Below are 21,321 nucleotides of genomic sequence, written 5' to 3'. Positions count from 1 at the left end.
ATCAACTCGGTTAGCGATTATTGCTTATAGCAACGCTTTAATTCACTAAAGCGATAGAAATAGCTCCCAGCCTCAATAGGGTGACATGATGATTTAAAGCCAATTTCTTTCTCGTTATAAAGCATTTTCACAAGCAAATCATCAGCTTCACCACGATACACATCCCACTGAATATTACTGCTATAAGGTGCTACCCATTTACCGTGCCAATCATTGTTGTCGTAGCTAAAGGTCGTTTGAGGATCAACACCCTCTTCACTACCTTTCAATTGCATATTGGCAGCAAAAGGCATAATAGTTTCAGCATGGGCAAAACGTACCTTTAGTGCCGCCTGCTCATTACCTTGTTTAATTTTTTCGATTTCATTGAAAAAGTCATCAACCAATACCGATGCCATCTTGTAAGTAATATCAGTATTGTTAAAGCTTGGGCCTTTTTCATAAAAATCTTCACCATCTAATACATAGCTTAACCATTGAGTTTCTTCTGGAGTAAAGAATTGCTCAAAGTGCCAAGGCTCTTCACCTGCTTCTTGTGCCATACCTGGCGCAATTAAGTAGAGGTTAAACAAATGTATTACTGCATCGACTTCATTTTCTGCCAATAACTCATCAGGCTCTTCTGTTGAATAAAACTTCAGTTCACCATTTACTATTTGTTGTACAAACTCAGGACTATAGAGACTTTCTAATACTGCTTGTGCTACTTGATGAGATTTCTCGCTATCGAATAAACGATCAATAGCCGCTCTTAATGCAGCGTCGTGATCAACATAGTCATTGTATTCTTTGTTTTCTTTATGGAAATACAACTGCGCTTTGTTAACTTTTGGTTCTAACAGTAAATCGGCGAGATCTTGGTTATTTTCTGTCAAACCTTCAGTAAAAGCATTGGCACTTGCCAGTGCGCGATCTTTACCTGAATATTCCACCACAACATGACGTTGATTTTCTATTGCTTGATCAACCAAAGAATGATTGCGCTGTGCTGCACGCTTACCAATCGCCAACAATTCATCATGACCTAAACCGGATAAATTACCGTAACCTAACGCTTCGTTAGCTGCAGTCATACGTTCGATTTCAGCACCGAGCTTTTCACCTAATGGAGTAAGCGCACCTTGCTTTTGTGCCTCACGCCAAACTTGCATTGAAATATCGTCATATTTAAAACTGGAAAGTGCACGGGAACCATGACGAGAGACCAACTCAGAATAAACTAACTCATAACCTTGCGGTGCTTGTTGGTAACTACCGAGTTTCTGCTGTGGCGCATAAGTTGTTTTTGTACCAAATTGATACTCAGTAACGGGATCGGGTTTATCATCTGAATGACAAGCTGTGATCCCGATAACGCCCAGAGCACAACACAAAGCAAGATAACGCATATAAAACCTTAATATTCGTGTAAAAACGCGAGATTAAGCGAGTTATGTGACAACTTATCTTCATTTAGGTCAGGCTTTTGTCAACTTAAAACTATTCGCCGCGACAGAGGTTTAACATTTCGCAATCGGTAATTCATCAAGTCGTGTAGTCCAACGGTTAGAACGATGTGCTTGCTTCATATGCCAGTTGGAAGTTGCAATAACAGAGGCGGGTTTAATTCCATTTTTAAACTTCGCATTCATCATATCTGTGATTGCCATTAACTCTCGACGTTTAGATTCATCATAAGCACTGGTATCAAACATATCTAATTGAAAACTATTGTTTTCAGCTGGCGTCAGTTCATCTAATATCACACCAACTTTTTGATACTCATAGCCTTCTTTATAGAGCTGTTTTAGCTGCTGTATTGCGGATTCAATAAACTTATAGTTATCTTGGCTTGGGCACATAAGTGCCACTGCGCTACTACGGTTTCGCTGTGGGAGTTGTTTATAGCGATTAGTACGTAAGAACACACCAACAATATTGGCTTGGCTTCTTTGTTTTCGTAGTTTTTCTCCCGCTCGTTGACAATGAAAAGCCAAAGCAGATTTTAACTCTTCAAACTCGGTAATGCCTTGCCCAAAACTTCGACTCGATAAAATTTGTTTTCGGGTTTCATCAATATCCCCAGGCGCAATGCACGCGACACCTTGCAATTCCATTATTGTTCGTGCAAGAACGACATTCCATACTCGCCGCATTTCTGGCGCGCTCTTTTGAGATAGTTGTAATGCATTATCAATACCTAATGTACGTAACTTCGTTGCCGTTTTTGCCCCTATTCCCCAAATATTTTGAATATCTGTACGGGCTAATAACCATTCTCTTTTATAATCACTGTCAATTTGAATGACACCATTCACCTGTCGCTCATACACTTTGGCTGCATGATTGCCCAATTTAGCCAAGGTTGCTGTAGCACCAATCCCTACACGAACAGGTAATCCAATATTTTTATAAATAGTGTCTTTAATTTCGCGACCATAATCTTGTAATTGATCTAACTTGAAACCATCAAGACGAACAAAGGCTTCATCTATTGAATATTGTTCAACACACGGAGAAAATTTAGAGAGCTCTTCAATAAAACGACGACTCATATCGGCATATAAGTTGTAATTTGAACTACGTACCTGAACGCCTTTCATACGGACATCTCGTTCAACTTTAAACCATGGCGCACCACGTTGAATGCCCAGTGCTTTCGCTTGATCAGAAAGAGCGACACAACAACCATCGTTATTTGAAAGTACCACTAAGGGCTTATTCACTAACGTTGGATCAAACAACTGTTCACAAGAACAATAGAAACTCTTGGCGTCTACCAATGCCCACACTTGATCGTGTTTACCTGTAATAATTTCAGATATTGTCATTTCAAATACAGCATTAAAGTAAATTGTGAATATTACGGGTCACGACACCAAAAATTTCAGCATCTTGAGGTAGAGGAAATGATTTCATGGCTGGATTTTCTGCTTTTAACCACCAAGCATCATTTAAACGAATTAAACGTTTACAGGTAAATTCATCATATATGCGTGCAATAACTATTCGCCCAGGGATCACCTTTTCAGCCCGATCAACCACCAGCAAATCACCATCAAAAATTCCAGCGCCAATCATGGACTCACCGGATGCACGCAAAAAGAAAGTCGCATTAGGATGGCGGATCAAATACTCATCAAGATCTAAACTCTCTTGATGTCCATCAGCGGGAGATGGAAAACCACACATCACTGATTCAATAAAATACGGATATGCTGTCATTAAACAGACCAAAAACACTACTGTACATTTATACAGTTTAATACGATTGGTACTGTAAGGTCACTTTTTTTATTGTTTTTTCTCTTACTGCAAAAATCCATTATTCATGAAACATATTAAAAACCAGTAAATCAGTATTTTAATCGAATGAAAAATCATCAAACAGCGTTTTTTATACTATTTTAATGCGGAGAATATACCTTTATTGGATACAATGAATTTAATAAAATCCGATACTGAATATTGACGCCTATTTCTAGGCTTTCGTCGATATAGTATCTACTCTCAAAGATTATGGAGACACATATGACGTTACTGACTCGTAAGGCAGTTACTCTTTTAGGCCTATTAGCTTTATCTGGTTGTGCATCTTCTGACAGCCCATGCGATTCAGGTTACCTTATGCCATCAAAAATTGATGGTGCTAATTTTCAGTGTGAAAAACCAACTCATACTGTCGTTCCTGAAACAACAGTAACGCCACCGCCAGTGATTGATAGCGATTATATCAACAACAATAATGCGCACCTTGAAGATGAGACATCAATGACTAACGACCAAGCATTTGGTGATATTTCTCCTTCTCGTTACACAGTACAAATCTTAGCACTAAGTGAAGAGCGTAATTTACGTGGTTACCTACAGCCAATTACAGGTAATGAGCCAATTTGGGTTAACTGGAAACATGTCGACGGCCGTAACTGGTACGCTGTCATTTATGGTAACTTTGCAACAAAAGATGAAGCTCGCCAAGCTATTCACAGTCTACCTGCATCTGTTCAAGCACAAGGACCATTCCCATTAAGCTTTGCCAAGGTGAAAGCTGACAAAGAAGGTCAGGTATACCAACTACGTTAATCAACCTTTGATTACGCAATAAAAAACCAGCACTTAGGCTGGTTTTTTATCGTCTATATTTTTTAACATAAATAAAAAACCAGAGTCATACTCTGGCTTTTTTGCAGTGATTAAATAGAGAGCTTATTCGCCATCTTTACTCACGTCTGTATTGCGCTTTTTCTTCGGCATAAATACGTCGTTACCCACCGCTTGGTTTTCGTAAAAACGTTTATCCACTTTCTTCTTAGCACGTGGAGCTTGCTGCTTCTGAGCAACCACTTTATCGCCTGTTGGTTTCTTCTTAATAAACTTCTTCTTAGGCGCAGGTTTCAACCCTTTAAACTTACCTTCTAAACCTTCGATAGTGGTAAATTCAATCTTCTGCTTTAAGAATGCTTCAACGTTTTTAAAGCTCTTCCAGTCTTTAGGGCCAACCAGTGATACAGCATCACCTTTGTTACCCGCACGGCCTGTACGACCTACACGGTGGACATATTCTTCCGCATGTTTAGGCATATCGAAGTTAATAACCAGTGATACGTTATCTATATCTAAACCACGAGAAGCAATATCCGTTGTAACAAGGATCTTATGACATGTGCGCTCAAATTGGCTCATGATGCTATTACGCTGGTTCTGGTTTAAGCTGCCACTTAGTGCAACGGCTTTTAGCTTGCGCTCGTTTAGTTCAGCGGTTAAACGATCAGTATCAGCACGGGTTGCAGTAAAGATGATAACTTGTTTGTAATCTTGGGTTTCTAAGATTTTATCCAGTAACGCTTGTTTATGATCTAAGTGATCACAAAGAATAAAGCGTTGTGTAATATCTTTATGCTCTTCTGCTGAGTGGCCAATCGAAATACGCTTGGGGTTATCAAGCATTTCAGATGCAATTTCTACGACATCTGAATGGTCTAACGTTGCAGAGAACATTAAGGTTTGACGACGACGGTGGTTAGCCGCTTCGTTAATACGACGAAGTTGTGCTTCAAAACCTAAATCAAGCATACGGTCTGCTTCATCAAGGATTAGCATTTCTAAACCGTCAAGGTGCGTACTACGGTGCTCTAGGTGATCAGCTAAACGACCCGGTGTTGCAACAACAAACATAGGGTCATTACGAAGTGCTTTAACTTGATCATTAAAGTTTTCACCACCAACAATCAAGGTACCGTCATAAGGTGTACCTGCATTTAATGTACGTAATTGCGCAAAAACCTGTTTAGCCAATTCACGCGTTGGTGTCAGGATCAATACTCGAGGATCACGGCGTGTAAACGGCTTACTACGATACATACGTTGCATTGCAGGAAGCAAAAACGCCAATGTTTTACCGGAACCCGTTTTCGATGAGGCTAAGATATCTTTGCCTGCGATAGCAACAGGAATAGCTGTTTGCTGAATTTCGGTTGCTCGATCAAACGCCAAATGATTGATTTTTTTCAGTAGGCGTGGGTCTAATCCAAGATCTTTAAAATGCAAAATGACGCTCCGGTAAAAACAACTCTTTGGATAGAGTTTACAGTTAACTATGATGAATATCACAATAACGTGAAAAACATTAGCCGTTGATTATAACACAAGTTCTGATTAAGAAAGCATATTTACCTTTTTCATTTTCTCATAAAGCGGCAGATAAAAGCGAATTGGAAAGCAATGAGCATTTAGTCTAATCTAGCGAAGATTTATTCAATAAGGATGTATGATGTCAGAAAATAAATTCCCATTATGGTTAGCCGTTTCCTATACCCTCTTTTTCATCATTTTAGGAATAAACCCTGCTTTTAGAGAAGTATGGATAGCAGAAGCCATTCCGCTGATTATTATTTTTGGAATACTCATTTTCACTTTCCGTTACTATCGTTTTAGTAACCTTGCTTACGCTTTAATGGCAGTATGGTTAGTACTACACAATATCGGCGCTCACTATACCTTTGCGAATGTCCCATTTGATTGGTTTAATGATTTAATTGGTTCCCGACGTAATAATTTTGATCGTCTTGCCCACTTTTCAATTGGCTTTTATGCTTTCCCTATCGCTGAATATTTAGTGAGAAAAGACCATTGTAAGCCGCTTATTGCCGGTTTATTTGGTTTATTTGCTGTCATGGCGATTGCTGCTGGTTATGAGATCATTGAATGGTGGTACGCTGCAAGTGCTGGTGGTGAAGCAGGCATTGAATTCTTAGGCTCTCAAGGAGATATTTGGGATGCTCAGAAAGATATGTTAGCTGACACCTTAGGTGCCGTGTTTAGTTTGATCTTATTCTTTATTTTTAAAACCTATAAGCAAACCGAAGGTTAAAACATCTGCTGTTAAATGCTCATATCAAAAAGGCGCTCACTTCAATATAAAGTGAGCGCCTTTTGATTATTCGTAATTCAGTGCTAACGCTAATTATTCAGAGTCTGGATAACCATTTGGGTTAGTCGACTGCCAGCGCCAAGTATCTTGTGTCATATCATCTAAGGTTAATTTCGCTTCCCAATGTAACTCTGCTTTTGCTTTTGCAGGATCGGCCCAACATTCAGCAATATCACCAGGACGACGCGCTGCAATGCGGTAAGCCACTTCCACACCTGAAGCATTAGAGAATGCATCAACCATTTGCAGTACGCTGTTACCTTTACCTGTACCTAAGTTATAAATGTGTAAACCTGCTTCAGAGCCTTTATGGTTCAGTGCTGCTAAGTGACCATCAGCAAGATCAACGACATGAATGTAATCACGAACGCCAGTGCCATCAATCGTTGGATAGTCATTGCCAAACACAGATAGGAATTCACGGCGGCCAACTGCAACTTGAGAAATAAATGGCATCAAGTTATTCGGGATACCTTGTGGATCTTCACCCATAGTGCCTGATTTGTGCGAACCAACAGGATTAAAGTAACGCAGTAACGTAATGCTCATTTCTGGATGAGCGTGTTGAATATCGGCCAAACACTCTTCAACCATTAACTTACTACGGCCATAAGGGTTGGTCGCACTGGTTGGAAAGTCTTCTGTAATTGGTACAGAAGCGGGATCGCCATAAACCGTTGCTGATGAACTAAAGATCAATGCATTCACACCAGCCGCACGCATAGCTTCAACAAGCACTAATGTGCCATGAACATTATTATCGTAGTATTCAAGAGGCTTCTCTACTGACTCACCCACTGCTTTTAAACCCGCAAAATGGATAACAGCATCAATTTCATTTTCAGCGAAAACTTTATCTAAAAAAGCACGATCGCGAATATCCCCTTGATAAAAAGTAGGTTTAACGCCAGTTAGGTTTTCAATACGACCCAATACTGTTTCTTTACTGTTATACAAATTATCGACAATAATTGGTGTCATACCTGCTTCAATCATTTGTACACAAGTATGACTGCCGATATATCCCATGCCACCAGTAACTAAAACACGCATAGTGTCTCCTAATCCTTAAAATAGAGGCTATCACATTCATACAAAGCTATATTAAGCCGTCATATTAAATGGATAATCAATCAGTTGACAATAATTATCGTGATTCATCACCATAGTTTCAAGTCAGTTATGCTTAATATTACCATCGAACGCACTTAATCTTTATTATCTATGTTTACAATTACAAACAATATCTTCAGTTTTAATGACTTGCACCGCTGTTATAAAACACCGTATTATTATGCAGTGCTTTTTTAACTATCGAGTCACTATGAAACGTTTATTTCCTATAACTATGATGGTATGCAGCTTGCTACCTCTTCTCAATGGCTGTGAAGTGGTTCAATGGAAAACCGATCATGATCAAACCGTACTACATGATGATGGTTTTACTAAACATTCCCTTGCATTAAAAGAAGGCGGAACGCTGACTTACTGGGAAGGTGGACAAGGTGAACCTTTATTATTATTGCACGGTTTTGGCGGAACAGCTGCGGCAACATGGAAAGCTGAAATGCTTGAGTTAAGCAAACATTATCGTGTTATCGCGCCTGATTTATTGTGGTTTGGTGAATCAAAAAGTAAAGCAGAAGCACGTTTAGCGACCCAAACTCAAGCAATATGGCAACTTGTTGATCACTTAAAACTACAAAAAATCAATGTTGCTGGTATCTCTTACGGCGGTTTTATTACTTACGATATGATGACGACACCAGAGAGGATCAATAAAGCCATTATCATTGCTAGCCCAGGCCCGCTTTTTAGCGATAATGACTTAGCTGATTTGGTTAAACGTGCCAATGTGAATACACCAGAAGCGTTATTTGTGCCGAATGGTGCTGACGGTATTCGCCGTTTATACGACAATGTTTTTGTGAAAAAAAAGCCAATGCCGGATTTTGTTGCAGAGCAAATCTATCAAGGCTATTTTTCACAATGGAAGCCAGAACGTACCAGTTTGATCCAAACACTGCCATTAGATCGTGATCGAATTCAGCAATTCGATCCTACTCATTTGCCGAAACTCATGCTCATTTGGGGTGAAAAAGATAAGATATTTCCATTATCTAATGGCATCAAACTCAGCAAATATACTCAAGCACCCATCGTGGTTATCCCAAATACTGCACACGGTGTGACTAATGAGCAACCCCACCTCACATCTGAACTGATTAATAACTTTTTACAACAATAAATCAGTGAGCAGTAGTAAATAAGAGGGAAGATACATTCTTCCCTCATTATCACTGGCTTCTAACGTTATTAACACGTTAGACAAAATAAATCATCGTTTCTATTCTTTATTGTTCTTGATAAAACTCGTTACATTAAATTTCAAAAAAAATTAGACATAGAGTAAAACGCTGCTATTCTCGCACAGTGCACAACATGCTGTATTCTTTCATTCTGTGCGAAGGCGTTTCCAACTTATGACGACATTAATCAAAAGCAATCAACTCCACCCCACCAATTTTGCTTATATCGAACTTAGCGAAAAAACACTTAAAAAACAGCTCGCATTACTTTTCCCTTTTTCTGGCGCTATTTGTGCTGTCATCGCATTTACTTATTTTGTTTCTGATGCTGAGTTTTATTTCACGCTTGTCGGTATCGTTGGCATGTTCCTTTGTTATAGCCTTGCTCTCCTCAACCGCTCTATTTTTTCAGCGAAAGTCTTATTCTGGATATTCTTGATTGCGACAACCTTAGTCTGTGCTAGTGGGTTTTATTTTGAAGGTGCACGCCACATCAGTAACACAATTGGATTAACCATTCCTCTGTTGTGTTTTTTCGCTTTAAGGATAAAAACAGCAGCATGGTATAGCACTCTATTTGGTTTTATCTATATCGTTCTGAGTATTTCTGAAATTTCCAATAAACACTTACAAATATCATCGGCATTACAAAACATCAGTGCTTATTCAATAATTTTTGTGATGGCATTTTTACTTTCTCGCCATCGCTATGATGCCATTATGCAAGTTAAACGTACCACAACGCATGACTACTTAACTGGGCTTCTAAGCCGTGAAGGCTTCATCCCTCTTTATCTTAATGAGTCATCTCGTTGTAAACGCTATCGTCGTGATATATCGATGCTACTCATTGATATCGATAATCTTCGCGACATTAACGATCGATACGGACTCGATGTGGGTGATAAAGCTATTATGATGCTGGCAAAATGCATGAAAGAGACTTGTAATGCCGATGTTCAAATTGCACGATTAAGTTGCCAAGAATTTTGTATTCTTATACCTAATGCAGATCTCCAAAAAGCAGAGTTTATAGCCATTGCATTACGCAATGAGGTCGCTAAATGGACTTTAGAGTTAGAATCTGGTCATAAAATTAATATGACGATCAGTGTTGGTATAACCACCGTTGAACATCAAGATTTTAGATATGACTACATTAAAGCAGAGAGTGCATTGATGCGTGCGAAACGTTGGGGATATAATCAAATAGCAACCAATGAATAAAGGTGCTAAAGCATGTCTTCAAAAATACTGTGCCAATGGAAATGTTTTTCAGTTGAAGAACAAGCGCACGTACTGCCGAATAATAAACAAGTAACATTTACATCAATTAAGCATCCTGGGGCTGTGGTCATTATTCCTATTAATAGCCAAGGACATCTTGTTTTAGTTAACCAATATCGTCCGGCGATTAACCAATGGATTTTGGAATTTCCAGCTGGAACAATAGAGCCTAATGAAGATATTTTTCTTTGTGCGAAAAGAGAGCTCGCTGAAGAAACCAATTTAAAAGCAGAAAGCTGGCAGTCATTAGGAGAATTACTACCAGTACCTAGCTTTTGCAATGAAATCCAACACCTTTTCGTTGCAACAGATCTCGCCCCAACCATTGGTCAGCTTGATGATGATGAGATTATCGAAGTAGTTACCCTTTCGGTCACTGAACTCGAGCAAAAAATTGTAAAAAATGAAGTTAAAGATAACAAAACCCTGTCTGCTTTTCTTAAAGCACGTTTAGCTGGTCTCCTATAATATTTTGCGCTGAAAAGATTTCAGCGTAAAAAACCATATATGGAAAATAACTACCCATACATACTGATCGTAGTTCTCACAGTAAAAGATTATAAAGAATGCTTTTTGAAGTGATAGTTCATGTCTTTCCTACTCGCATTACTATTTACCTTATCCTCTAACCTCGATAATTTTGTCATAGGTTTAACATATGGAGTTAAAAGTGTAGATATTCCTCTTTCATCGAATATCATCATTTCATTTATTACCACTTTCATTACCTATTTATCCATGCTGTTTGGTCAACTGATCACTCACCTTGTTCCTCACAAATTTTCGAATGAATTAGGTTCAATCATTTTTATTCTAATGGGCGCTTGGTTTATTGGTTCAAATTTTGTTAAAAAACAACAAATAGAACAAGAGAAACCCCGTGACCTAAGCATCAAAGGTGCGGTTATATTAGGTTTTTTACTTTCAATTAATAATATTGGAGTGGGTATTCTCGGTAGTATTACTCATCTAAATATCATGTTAGTTGTAGCATTAACCTTTATTACTGGTGTTGGATTAACCTATGCCGGTAATAATTTAGGCAATTATGTTATTGGTAAAGTGATTGGTAAATATAACGACATCATTTCTGGCACATTACTTATTGGGTTAGGTGTACTATCTTTGCTTTTCACGTTCTAACCAATGAAAAAAGCCCAGCACTAAGCTGGGCAAAGCAGTGCTACTTAATTCTCGTAGAAAACAGATTGAATAAGTAGCGACTACGTCATAAGCAGTGGACGCTTAGACTATTTAAGTATTGCAATTAATCGCTACACTTTATTTACAAATCAATGACTACATCGCGATAACAGCTTAGTTTAAAGTTTTACTTCCCAGCGCGTTAGTGGCTTATTCGTATCAATACCCCCCCGCCCCCAACGATCAAGGCTATCAATCACGATCACTTTGGTACCAGTAGAAACGAATGCTTTCATATTTTGACTTAGCGCTTTAGTTGTCAAAATAGTTAGTGAAGGATCTTCTTTTAACACTCGGCTTAACTGCGCTTTATCGGCATCTGTCCATTCCAATTCTGGTTTCGTCATACGCTCAACAACAAATAGCTGATTACCTGATGCAAAATCTTCTAGCTCTGCAGAAAGTAATACAACAGCATTAACATCCGCTTGCATAAGAGTGTCTTGTTGACGATTAATCAACTTACGAATATCTATCATCAAAGCTTGTTGATTTTTTTCAATTTGCAGGGCCTTTTTAGGCCATAAACGCTGGAGGTCATCGCTTACAATTGCTGCCATGCGCGTTAAGTTGGTCGGATTTAGCCATGCATATAACGACGTAGTCCCGTCGGATAAACGCAGTGCCGCTACACCTTGTGCGCGTGGCGAAATTGCTTGAGATGCATCAATTTCAACAATATTTATATTGCCCTCACGCGCATGAACAAAGAGCGGATCATTCGGCCAAATTGCTCCTAACGTAATCGCTGTTTTTGCTGTTTTACTGGCATTTGAAGCAACATCAGCCCCTTTGGTTGAAAACCAGTTAGGTAAACGCGTTACACCGTAGCGTTTAGGAGGCAAATATTCGGTCGTGATCCCTGTCTCTTTAGTCAGCTCTGTCGCTAACATATAAGTCACAGGCGTTGCTGTTAAAATGTCTTTGGCGTAAACAACACTTGTTGGCAATAAAACGGCAGCACTTAAACAGGCACCGAATAACACAGTTTGCGTTTTGCGCATGGAGATAGAAAATTTATTCAACAAAAACATGTGGTTTCCTGATTAACTTTTACGAATAATGCGGTACATCGTTGCTGACATGAAAAAGATAGCAGAAACAATAATAATCGCAGCGCCTGATGGAACTGGAAGTTTTAATTCCATTGGCAATACCGTACCAATAACACAACTTATTGTGGCTAGTAGAGCCGACAATAAAACAAAACTGCCCATATTCTTGGTTAATAACCGCGCCGTTGCGCCCGGGATCAATAGCAACGCCCCAACCAACACTGCTCCAACAATTTTCACAGATGCAATCGTGACCAGCGTTATCATCATCACAAATAAGTAATCATAAAAATTGGTTTTGTAGCCACGAACTCGGGCAATATCAGGACTAATACAGGTTAATAAAATCCGATTAAACGTCGGTATTAAGAGCAGTACAATTAAGGCACAACTGATCGCAAGAACAATCAAGTCTTGATCTGTTACCGTTAGAATTGAACCAAACAAGACGTTTTCTAACATGTGAATATTGATCTTACGTGCTACATACATCAACAATGCAGCACCAACCGCTAATGCTAACGCGAGGAAAACACCGACTAATGTGTCGTAAGGTACATTGGTTCGATTTCGCACGAAATGCAGCAATAAAGCAAAAATCATGCAGAAGCTAAATAAACCAATGAATGGATTTTCTGGCGGCTCGCCTAACAAAACACCTAAGGCAATACCCGTTAGAGCGGCGTGACCGACAGCTTCAGAAAAGAAAGCTAAACGTTTAGCTATCACTAAAGTACCTAAGCCACCTAAAAGAGGCCCAAGCAACAGTGCCGCTACGATTGCATTAACCATAAAGGCATAAGAGAAACTGTCACTTAACCAACCAGCATCAACACCGAGTTGTGCCCAATGTCTTAATAGTTCCATTACGCCACCTCTGATTGATTAGACGCAGAGACTGCTGGCTGTGAATAATGATTAAACAAACGTTCAATCTTCTCTGGTACCAATACTTGACTATGATCACCGCTATCAACTAACACACGATTGACCACATGAACTTGCGCTTCTAAACGTCGAACCGCTGTCACATCATGATGAACCGCTAATACAGTTTTACCTTGGTTAAGAAATTCATGGATAAGCGATTCTAAATAACGCACACCCTGCTCATCCATACCCGTCGTTGGCTCATCAAGTACCAGTAAATCAGGATTATCTAATAGTGCTTGAGCAAACAACACACGCTGCTGTTCACCGCCAGATAATTGCCCCATACGACGATCTGCACGATTCGCCATACCGACACGATCAAGTTGCGTTAATGCAATTTGTTTATCTTTCTGACGTTGGCGCCAAAACAAAGGTGAACGGGTTTGATTTAATAAGATAAAATCCATCACGGTTAACGGTAGACTTTGTTCAAACATTGCTTTTTGTGGCACATAACCAATCGTACCGGCCTTACCGTTATTAACTGACTCATCCCATAAAATATCAATCTGGCCACGAAACGGTGTTAAGCCTAAAATAGAACGTAGCAATGATGTTTTACCGCCACCATTAGGTCCCATCACCACATGGCATTGTCCACCGTCAAATTGATGAGTGATTTCAGATAAAATCTGATTAGGACCGTATTGAAGGTTAACGTTAGTTAACTGAATGCTAGGACCGATGATCATGCTTGATCCTTATTTGCAGCAAACTTGATTGCTTCAACTAATGTGGCAAGGTTTTCTTTCATCTCAAGTTCAACTTTCTTACCGTCATAGTCTCCATGTGTCATGTGAGAAAAACGGTATAACTGAACACCTGTTGCCTTTTCAATGGTATCGACATAACGATTAGGCATGTTTAATTCATAAAACAAAACGTCAATGCCTGATTGTTTAATTTTCTCAATGGTTTCTTGTAGTTGGCTTGCACTTGGTTCTACACCATGCGCAGGTTCAATCACCGCAGCAACATCAACACCAAACTCTTGCAATAAGTAGCCATACGCATTGTGCGTAGTCGCAACTTTCATTCCCGCTGTATCTAAATCCCCCAGCGTTAACATTGCATCACGCTTCATTAAACGAAACTGTTTAGCATAATCACGGGCATTTTTTCGATATTCAGCGGCGTTGTCAGGATCAATTTTCGCTAATGCATTAGCAATGGTATAAACCTTCTGAATCGTGGTAGATAATCCAACAAACGTATGGGGATTCACAGCGCCATTACCAACCGACTGCCCCATCGCAGGCAACAGTGGCACATCATTATTAGCTTCAATGACAATCAAATCATCACGATCTGCTGCTTGAATAACTTTCAACGCAAAATCATCGTGACCAATACCATTAACCACAATGATATCCATCTCTTTTAGACGTTTAAGATCATTAGGTTTAGGTAAATAGTTATGGGGATTAAAACCTGCATCAACCAATGGCAAAATTTCTGCTTTATCACCAACAACCGCTTTTACATAACTGTAATAAGGCTGCAAAGTAATACCAATGGTCTTTTTATCAGCAGCAAAGCTATTCATACTCACAAGCAATGCTATGGCAGTAAGGCTAGATTTAATTAATTTATTCATTGTTATCTAAATCTCGGTACAGTAAAGATTAACGGCAATAAAACCAAAGCGCCGTTATTAGTGATTGTGTGATCCGTTGTTATTAGGAGAATCGTTAAACACAATTTGCGTCCAACCATTATTGATTAAATGTTTGCCATCAAAATCGCGTAATGTATTGGCATCAAGTAAGCTCACATTATCGTTCATCGCGAGCCAAATATCGGGAGACGCTGAATGACTATTAAGCACTATCGACATCGCGCCTTTATCATCCGACCTCACACCTTGATAGATAGCATCAGTTATCAGTGCCCACTGATGACGACCTTTTCGCTCCCAACTTTTATCTGTCACAAAAGGAGCAATCCAAAACTCTTGAAGCTCAGAGATTTGTGGCCATTGACCAACAGCAGCACTTAACTGGCTATCTTGATATAAGTTACGGATTTCTTCATGAGCAAGCCGTAATTCCGCAATCATAGCGATTTCTTCAGCGGCTAAATCAGTAATTGAAATTTGATGCGAAAGCAGTGCCGATTTGGGTTGCTTGGTTTGGTGATAAGGAAGTAAAACAAAAGACACCAACAAGATTAATCCAATACATAAGGCGACCCACTTGCCTTCTCGATCTCCATTATCAGAGCGAACAGTTTGACGGATCATTTTTCTTTTATCTCAACAACATCGACTTCAACAGGATTCTCATGTCCAGCATCAAAAACCAAATAAAAGTCAGTATCAGGCTTGGTGAACTCAGCGATTGAGCGCTTATCTGTCATGCCTTTCGCGATTAAGTTATCGTCGTAATCAAACATATCAACGTTGTATTCCACTGCGGTACTGCCATCACTATAACCGGCTTCACACAACACTTTATCGGCTTCAAACCAACAACTCATTAGTGGAAAATGAGCAAATGCTGGCGTTGAAAAAGTCCCTAAACAAAGTAAAGATACCGCAATAATGGATGATTTCATTGTCATAAAAACCTCAAACAAGCCCAAAGACAGGCTTAAAGAATGCAGAGATCAAGGCGTGATGGATTCACGCCTTAACCAGAAGTTGTATTACTGAAGTAAGGTTTCAAAAGTTAAGTGAACATTGACGTTTGCACGGTCGTACATAGGATCGTTTTCAACCATACCTTTATAATTTGACTTCATTAGGTAACGCCCCGCCACTTCTGGAGTGAAGGTGATCTTGCCGTCTTTATCACTTACCACATCAATTTGCTCTTGGTGGTTACGGTACAGCGTTCCTTCACGTGTAATGTCCGCCGTTACTCCTGCTTGCGGTTTGCCATTAAAGAAAAATTGGAAGGTTACTGGCTCGCCTTCAACAATGTCCGATGGGTGTGTAACAGGTACCATTTCAAGATATTTACCTGTCAGTTCCATCGCTTTAGTTGATGGTTTCCCAACAGTCACATAACTTTCTGCACGGGTATAACTCACCTGAGTGACAACGTCACGCGACTTTTCCGGGAGTATTGTCATACGATCCGCTTTATTCGCTTCCATACGTTTTTCAGTATCACGACGTCCCGCTTTGTAGAAAGTGTAGTATCTAGGTGTCTGATTAATTTGTACTTTATGAGTACCTTCTTCTTCAAAGAAGAAATCAAAAATCGCACGACGTTTACCACGAATGGTGAAATTTGGGTAAGCAATACGACCATCAGGCATAACAACTTGTGTCGTTTCAATGCTTGCTGGCTTATCAAAAACAAATGTTCCGTGTGACGCTGTCACATCAAATGACAGCCAATCACCGCCCTCTTTGGAAACAGTGAAATGTGAAGGTAATACCCAACGAGGGTGTGCTTGAGCGACAGATGCCCCCCCTAAACCCGCTGTCACTAGGCATGCTAAAGATAGTGCTTTTAATTTATTATTCATGATGACAATTCACTTAGAGTTTGTAGTTAATCTTGATAGTGCCAGTTTCTTGTGTTGGTGCTAAAACATGGCTAACAGCACTTTCACCGAGCGTTAATTTCTGGCGTAAATAGTTACGTCCGCCGTGTTCACGTACCACTTCAACGTAAAAGGTATAATCTCCTTGCTCTACACGGTTGCCTTTATCGTCTAAGCCATCCCATGAAAAACGGTATTCACCCACCGGACGTGTAGCAGATGTAACAGCATCAACAAGTTCTCGGTCATAACGCCCCACTTTGCGCCACCAGCTACGTAAATCTTTCAACCATTCGTCTTTACCGACCCAAAGCTGCATCGTTCTTACTGGTTTACGTTCACTGTTTTCAATCCACACCGCGACATAAGGACGGGCATACATTGAGGTTTCAATTTTAGGTAAACTTAACTCAACATCTAACTGAGCGGTTTCTGGCAAAGGTGCCGCCCATGCCGTTGATAAAGGTGCTAGCAGTAACGTTGCCAGTACGGTCTTTTTTAATTTATTTTTAATGGTCATCGTTAACCTGCTAAATATTAAGGAACAAATACAATGTAGATAATGGCGGTAACAACTGAGCCGAAACTCATCCACTTCATTGATGTATTAAGTGTTTTCTTTTTCGGTAGTAGCAAACACACACCCGTTAACACAAAACAGATCATCAAAGCCGCAGTAATATCAATAAACCACGTCCAAACCTCGCCACTATTACGACCTTTATGAAGGTCGTTAAGTAGCGCGATAACACCATAATTGGTGATTTCAATATTCGCTTGTGCGGTTGTCATATCAATAAAGACCACAGCGTTATAACCAGGGCCTTTGTAATCTAATGAGATCTCGCCTTCGACTAATTCGTCACCCTCTAGATCGGTAAAGATCTCAATACCAGAAGCCGTACCACGCACATCGGTATGTTTAGAGAGATAACTGATCAAAGCCGATTTGTTAGGTACAAACGGACCTTGTTCAGACGAAAGCAATGAAGTAGGTATGGTAATTTTTTGCTCTGTCACACTGGGTGTATCAGATACAAACAACTCAGGACGATTTAAAGTAATGCCAGTAATGGCAAAAAATAAAACAATCAATAACAACGCCATTGAAATGTAAATATGAAGACGACGTGCCCACAATTGGACATTTTTTTGCTTTAACACCATAGTAAAAAACTAGCTACCTACCTAGAATGGCAGTAATTTAATTGATAATCGTTCTTATTGGCATTCAATTTACATTGTTTACGTTAGTCAGTGGAGGACATTATGAAGGGAGTAATAAAACGCCAATCAAAACACATAACCAGTTGAATAAAAACAAAAAAGCCAATCAAACAAAGGTTCAACTGGCTTTTACTGCAACGTCTTTACGGTTTACGAACTCAACATCTTACTGCTGCTAAATCCATTAGGCGTTTTAATAAAACTAAATAGATATTGTTCTGATATTTTTTCTAAACAGAATGTCATGAAGTAACTTTAGCGCACGATATAGGCGCATTTTACACGCACTAATTGTTATACACAAAATATCACTAATTTCTAATAATGTTAGATCCTGATAAAATCGTAAATCAATAATTTCTTTTTCACTGTAAGATAATTCATCGAGCAATATATCCATATCAATTTTATCATCTATATTGACCTGACTATAATGACTTACTGGCTCAATATTATTTATCGAAATGTTTTTTTTATTATATCTCATCTTTTTTGCTAAGTGAGAATAACAAACATTATCTGCAATTGTATAAATCCATGTTCTAAAAACACCTTGATGACAATATTTTGGTAGTGCTTGGTAAATCCTTAATAAAACATCCTGAACAACATCATCAATACTGCCACTATCATTTATTCTATACATACATCTTGAATATAAAGATTGCCAATAAGATTTCATTAACAATGAAAATATTTCATTCCTTTTTACTCTATTTTTTTGAAAAACATAAAGTAAATCGCTTTCATTTAACAAACCATTATTTAATATATTCATTAGCATATCCGTATAGTAATTTTATATTATTTCAATGACAAAAAAATCATGTTAATCGCAATACATATTTACTATATGCAAAAAAAAACACAGACTTGTCTTATAAAAAAGAAAGCCTGTGTTTTAGCGTTTAGAACTTAATTTATTACTTCAGACGGTACGTTAAGCCAAAGTGGAACGTTGTATCGATATCATCATTTCGATTAGTGTTTGTTGTTCCATCATAGTCAATATTATCTTCAGTTTTAGACAAGCCGCCAGTTACAGATAAACTAATAAAATTAGAAACATAGTAACGGAATGTTGAACGTAAACTATTGGTCATCAAATCTTCTGATTTATCACTTGAAGCATAAGTGAGTAACCATGCGTTCTCCCAATCAATATTGTCACGTAGCTCATACGTTAAAAACATTGTATTGGTTGCGTTAAAGCCATTATTACCATCATCCAAAATGGCGGTTAAAATTGCTTCGTTTGAAAATTGGGTTTGGTTATTAATTGGATAATGGTATTCCGCTCCCACTTCAAGCGCTGGTTTGCTAACTGAACCATCATAGTTAGTCAATACCGCACCAGCACCAGCTCTGACTAGCCAGCCATATTTACGGGTTGAAATGCGCTCATTCATCAATACATCGTAAGAGTTTATTGCACCGCGTGCGCTCAGTTTATCACCTAATGCTTTACCAATATCTTCAACCCAATATTCGGCATAATCAGCAGAGCCATAACGGCTGCGATAAGCTGCTTCTCTTGCTATAACTTGTGCCACATTTTGATAGGTTTCTCGGCTAACATTTCCTCTTAATAAACCATGTTCTTGAAGAGATTGAACGACACGGATCGCTTTTGCCATTGGAGTTGCATTTACCACTCGCCCATAACCTAAACCTGCCGTTAACTTAGTAAAGGGATCTTTCATATCAGTCTGGGCACCAACTTCTGCTTTCCCATACCAAAAGAAATCACTTTTCTTAGGGCTAAAGTACATATCATTGGTTAGCGCAGATAAAGCTTGGTAATTTTCTTTACGTTCATCATTACTATTCGGGCCTTGACTGATGTTTGTATCACCGACGAACTCAATTCGCGTATTACGATTTGCCGAGGAATATACACGATCATAATTTGCACTTACAACAGCGTTATAACTGGCTTGATCTTGATTGCCATCTCGTAAATCAAATTGCGCATCTAAATATGCATCCTCATACGCTGATGTCGCTTCATCATAATCAAACATGCTAATTTGTTCAGCCAAGGTGACTGAAGATAACAGCATACCAACCGCAGCAGACACCGCAGTAATTGTTGATTTCATGATACTACTCCTTTAATTGTTACTTTGTCTTTATTTATATTCAGTCCATGGCAATGCCCGGCTGTATTTACACAAACTCAGCAACAACTAAAAAAGTCACAATAAATTTTATTAATTTTTTACTTTCTCAAATATAAGAAATACGCATTGGGATAGATAATATTAATTAGAATTTAAACATGAAGAAATTAATAACATTTAAGTATCGCTATTAATGATAACTATTCACTACACAGTTAGAATTGTTAATTCGAGAAAAAGGAAGTTATTATATAAACTTTGATGTGAACTTGATGTTGAATTCCCTTTCAAGCATCAATTTTAATATTTGTTATGAAGCAGACGCCATTGACTTAAGCTGTAGCGTATTAATAAACAATCGTGGGTCAGCAATCTTTTGCAATATTAATTGAGTAGGTAAACAATCATCATCAACGTAATCAACATAATCAGATGCCGAATCAAAAATTAAAATATCCAATGCTAAGCGATCTAATCCGTATAAACCACGATGAATCATATCTGCTGAAAATACCAATAAATCACCTGCCGATAATGCAATCTTCTTCCCACCAGAAAGGCTATCATGGCTGACTTTGCCATTCACTTCTTGGCGAACATTGTATTCTTCTTCATTATCCCATCGCTTGTGCGTGCCGGGTATTATTTCCATACCGGGTTCATCAAATAAAGGGACACGAAGGTGCAATACTTGCGTTTCTAATATGACTCTCATTTGGTCTTCAATATCATAATCATATTGACAGTCACGGTGCCAAAAGTCTTTTTGTTGCGGGTTCACCGGATTAAAGAACAGTTGAGTATTCATGAAAGCAGGATTTTTAGGTATTACGGTATCAACCACATCCATGATTTTTTTTGAACTTATAAAGTCAAATAGTTCCGTTCTCTCTGCGATAGATAAATACTGGCTTCCAGTGATCAAAGATGAGTTAAATGCTTCTTCTTGATAGAACTCTTTGTTGTCAGCTTTCCATAATTCATGAAAAGTTAAAACGACTTTTCTGAGTGAAGTTATCTGATCTTCACTGAAATAATTGCGAATAACGAAGTAACCTAATTCTTCGTATTGCTGACTTAATTGTTGGCTATTGAATAACACTGACGACCTTCACATTCTCTATACCGTTGACTGATTACGGTATTCTTTGGCGAATAGTGCCAGACGATAATAGTGATAAGCAAGTATGTCAGAGTATTCTAAACGCGTGTTGTTTATTTAAAGAATTTAGAGCTACTGAAAAAGAGATAATTTGATTATGTAAATGCACTATATCACG

Annotated in this window: 23 protein-coding genes; 6 read left to right on the top strand and 17 right to left on the bottom strand. The window is 38.7% G+C overall.

Annotated elements, in window-relative coordinates; translation table 11 throughout:
• Nucleotides 1-17: 17 nt before the first annotated feature.
• The 3 genes from C9J45_RS13015 to C9J45_RS13005 form a co-directional block, all read right to left on the bottom strand.
• Nucleotides 18-1,388, bottom strand: a complete 1,371-nt coding sequence (locus C9J45_RS13015) for a histidine-type phosphatase (protein ID WP_107292628.1) — start codon at nucleotides 1,386-1,388, stop codon at nucleotides 18-20.
• A 111-nt stretch (nucleotides 1,389-1,499) separates the two neighbouring features.
• Complete coding sequence (locus C9J45_RS13010) at nucleotides 1,500-2,810, bottom strand: Y-family DNA polymerase (RefSeq protein WP_107292627.1); 1,311 nt, start codon at nucleotides 2,808-2,810, stop codon at nucleotides 1,500-1,502.
• 13 nt (nucleotides 2,811-2,823) lie between these two features.
• A complete protein-coding gene (locus tag C9J45_RS13005) occupies nucleotides 2,824-3,204 on the bottom strand; it encodes a LexA family transcriptional regulator (protein ID WP_107207896.1) in 381 nt (126 codons plus the stop codon).
• A gap of 306 nt (nucleotides 3,205-3,510) precedes the next feature.
• Here C9J45_RS13005 and C9J45_RS13000 point away from each other — a divergent pair, with 306 nt between their 5' ends.
• A complete protein-coding gene (locus C9J45_RS13000) occupies nucleotides 3,511-4,062 on the top strand; it encodes an SPOR domain-containing protein (RefSeq protein ID WP_107207894.1) in 552 nt (183 codons plus the stop codon).
• 123 nt (nucleotides 4,063-4,185) lie between these two features.
• Here C9J45_RS13000 and C9J45_RS12995 read toward each other — a convergent pair whose 3' ends face one another.
• Nucleotides 4,186-5,526, bottom strand: a complete 1,341-nt coding sequence (locus tag C9J45_RS12995; RefSeq protein WP_105062160.1) for a DEAD/DEAH box helicase — start codon at nucleotides 5,524-5,526, stop codon at nucleotides 4,186-4,188.
• 223 nt (nucleotides 5,527-5,749) lie between these two features.
• Between C9J45_RS12995 and C9J45_RS12990 the strand changes: the two genes are divergently transcribed.
• Nucleotides 5,750-6,349 (top strand): DUF2238 domain-containing protein, encoded by a 600-nt coding sequence (locus C9J45_RS12990; RefSeq protein ID WP_107207893.1) that lies wholly within the window; start codon nucleotides 5,750-5,752, stop codon nucleotides 6,347-6,349.
• Nucleotides 6,350-6,442: 93 nt separating this feature from the next.
• Here the strand turns inward: C9J45_RS12990 and galE are convergent, their stop codons facing one another.
• Nucleotides 6,443-7,462: a UDP-glucose 4-epimerase GalE gene (gene galE, locus C9J45_RS12985; protein WP_107287877.1), complete on the bottom strand. Its 1,020-nt coding sequence runs from the start codon at nucleotides 7,460-7,462 to the stop codon at nucleotides 6,443-6,445.
• 271 nt (nucleotides 7,463-7,733) lie between these two features.
• Between galE and C9J45_RS12980 the strand changes: the two genes are divergently transcribed.
• The 4 genes from C9J45_RS12980 (at nucleotide 7,734) to C9J45_RS12965 (ending at nucleotide 11,148) form a co-directional block, all read left to right on the top strand.
• Nucleotides 7,734-8,657 (top strand): alpha/beta fold hydrolase, encoded by a 924-nt coding sequence (locus C9J45_RS12980; RefSeq protein ID WP_107207889.1) that lies wholly within the window; start codon nucleotides 7,734-7,736, stop codon nucleotides 8,655-8,657.
• Between the two features lie 235 nt (nucleotides 8,658-8,892).
• Complete coding sequence (locus C9J45_RS12975) at nucleotides 8,893-9,945, top strand: GGDEF domain-containing protein (protein WP_107207887.1); 1,053 nt, start codon at nucleotides 8,893-8,895, stop codon at nucleotides 9,943-9,945.
• Nucleotides 9,946-9,957: 12 nt separating this feature from the next.
• Nucleotides 9,958-10,473, top strand: coding sequence for an NUDIX hydrolase (locus C9J45_RS12970; protein WP_107287878.1), 516 nt, complete (start codon nucleotides 9,958-9,960; stop codon nucleotides 10,471-10,473).
• 120 nt (nucleotides 10,474-10,593) lie between these two features.
• Nucleotides 10,594-11,148, top strand: a complete 555-nt coding sequence (locus C9J45_RS12965; protein WP_107291006.1) for a manganese efflux pump — start codon at nucleotides 10,594-10,596, stop codon at nucleotides 11,146-11,148.
• Between the two features lie 179 nt (nucleotides 11,149-11,327).
• Here the strand turns inward: C9J45_RS12965 and C9J45_RS12960 are convergent, their stop codons facing one another.
• From C9J45_RS12960 to C9J45_RS12905, 12 genes are all read right to left on the bottom strand, one after another.
• A complete protein-coding gene (locus C9J45_RS12960; protein WP_199190688.1) occupies nucleotides 11,328-12,242 on the bottom strand; it encodes a metal ABC transporter solute-binding protein, Zn/Mn family in 915 nt (304 codons plus the stop codon).
• A gap of 12 nt (nucleotides 12,243-12,254) precedes the next feature.
• Nucleotides 12,255-13,130 (bottom strand): metal ABC transporter permease, encoded by an 876-nt coding sequence (locus C9J45_RS12955; protein WP_045082039.1) that lies wholly within the window; start codon nucleotides 13,128-13,130, stop codon nucleotides 12,255-12,257.
• The gene (locus C9J45_RS12950; protein WP_107292626.1) at nucleotides 13,130-13,888 is read right to left on the bottom strand and encodes a metal ABC transporter ATP-binding protein; all 759 of its coding nucleotides are present in this window, start codon (nucleotides 13,886-13,888) and stop codon (nucleotides 13,130-13,132) included. The genes C9J45_RS12955 and C9J45_RS12950 overlap by 1 nt, the downstream gene beginning before the upstream one ends.
• The gene (locus C9J45_RS12945) at nucleotides 13,885-14,793 is read right to left on the bottom strand and encodes a metal ABC transporter solute-binding protein, Zn/Mn family (protein WP_107292625.1); all 909 of its coding nucleotides are present in this window, start codon (nucleotides 14,791-14,793) and stop codon (nucleotides 13,885-13,887) included. The genes C9J45_RS12950 and C9J45_RS12945 overlap by 4 nt, the downstream gene beginning before the upstream one ends.
• A 57-nt stretch (nucleotides 14,794-14,850) precedes the next feature.
• Entirely contained in the window at nucleotides 14,851-15,438 is a 588-nt protein-coding gene (locus C9J45_RS12940; RefSeq protein WP_107247444.1) for a hypothetical protein, read from the bottom strand.
• Complete coding sequence (locus tag C9J45_RS12935) at nucleotides 15,435-15,758, bottom strand: hypothetical protein (RefSeq protein ID WP_369917498.1); 324 nt, start codon at nucleotides 15,756-15,758, stop codon at nucleotides 15,435-15,437. The genes C9J45_RS12940 and C9J45_RS12935 overlap by 4 nt, the downstream gene beginning before the upstream one ends.
• An 84-nt stretch (nucleotides 15,759-15,842) precedes the next feature.
• Nucleotides 15,843-16,673 carry a DUF4198 domain-containing protein gene (locus C9J45_RS12930; RefSeq protein WP_107292624.1) on the bottom strand — a complete coding sequence of 277 codons (831 nt, stop codon included), beginning with the start codon at nucleotides 16,671-16,673 and terminating at the stop codon, nucleotides 15,843-15,845.
• Between the two features lie 13 nt (nucleotides 16,674-16,686).
• A complete protein-coding gene (locus C9J45_RS12925; protein WP_005365370.1) occupies nucleotides 16,687-17,211 on the bottom strand; it encodes a DUF2271 domain-containing protein in 525 nt (174 codons plus the stop codon).
• Nucleotides 17,212-17,228: 17 nt separating this feature from the next.
• The gene (locus tag C9J45_RS12920) at nucleotides 17,229-17,858 is read right to left on the bottom strand and encodes a PepSY-associated TM helix domain-containing protein (RefSeq protein WP_107292623.1); all 630 of its coding nucleotides are present in this window, start codon (nucleotides 17,856-17,858) and stop codon (nucleotides 17,229-17,231) included.
• Between the two features lie 262 nt (nucleotides 17,859-18,120).
• Nucleotides 18,121-18,696: an RNA polymerase sigma factor gene (locus C9J45_RS12915; protein WP_107292622.1), complete on the bottom strand. Its 576-nt coding sequence runs from the start codon at nucleotides 18,694-18,696 to the stop codon at nucleotides 18,121-18,123.
• A gap of 145 nt (nucleotides 18,697-18,841) precedes the next feature.
• Entirely contained in the window at nucleotides 18,842-20,020 is a 1,179-nt protein-coding gene (locus tag C9J45_RS12910; protein WP_107292621.1) for a hypothetical protein, read from the bottom strand.
• Nucleotides 20,021-20,351: 331 nt separating this feature from the next.
• On the bottom strand, nucleotides 20,352-21,143 hold the full coding sequence (locus tag C9J45_RS12905) for a phytanoyl-CoA dioxygenase family protein (RefSeq protein ID WP_107292620.1): 792 nt from the start codon (nucleotides 21,141-21,143) through the stop codon (nucleotides 20,352-20,354).
• Between the last annotated feature and the right edge of the window lie 178 nt (nucleotides 21,144-21,321).

Origin of the sequence: Photobacterium sp. GB-1, assembly GCF_003026165.1 — a bacterium.
Classification (GTDB): domain Bacteria; phylum Pseudomonadota; class Gammaproteobacteria; order Enterobacterales; family Vibrionaceae; genus Photobacterium.
This window is presented reverse-complemented; position numbering and strand designations above follow the sequence as displayed.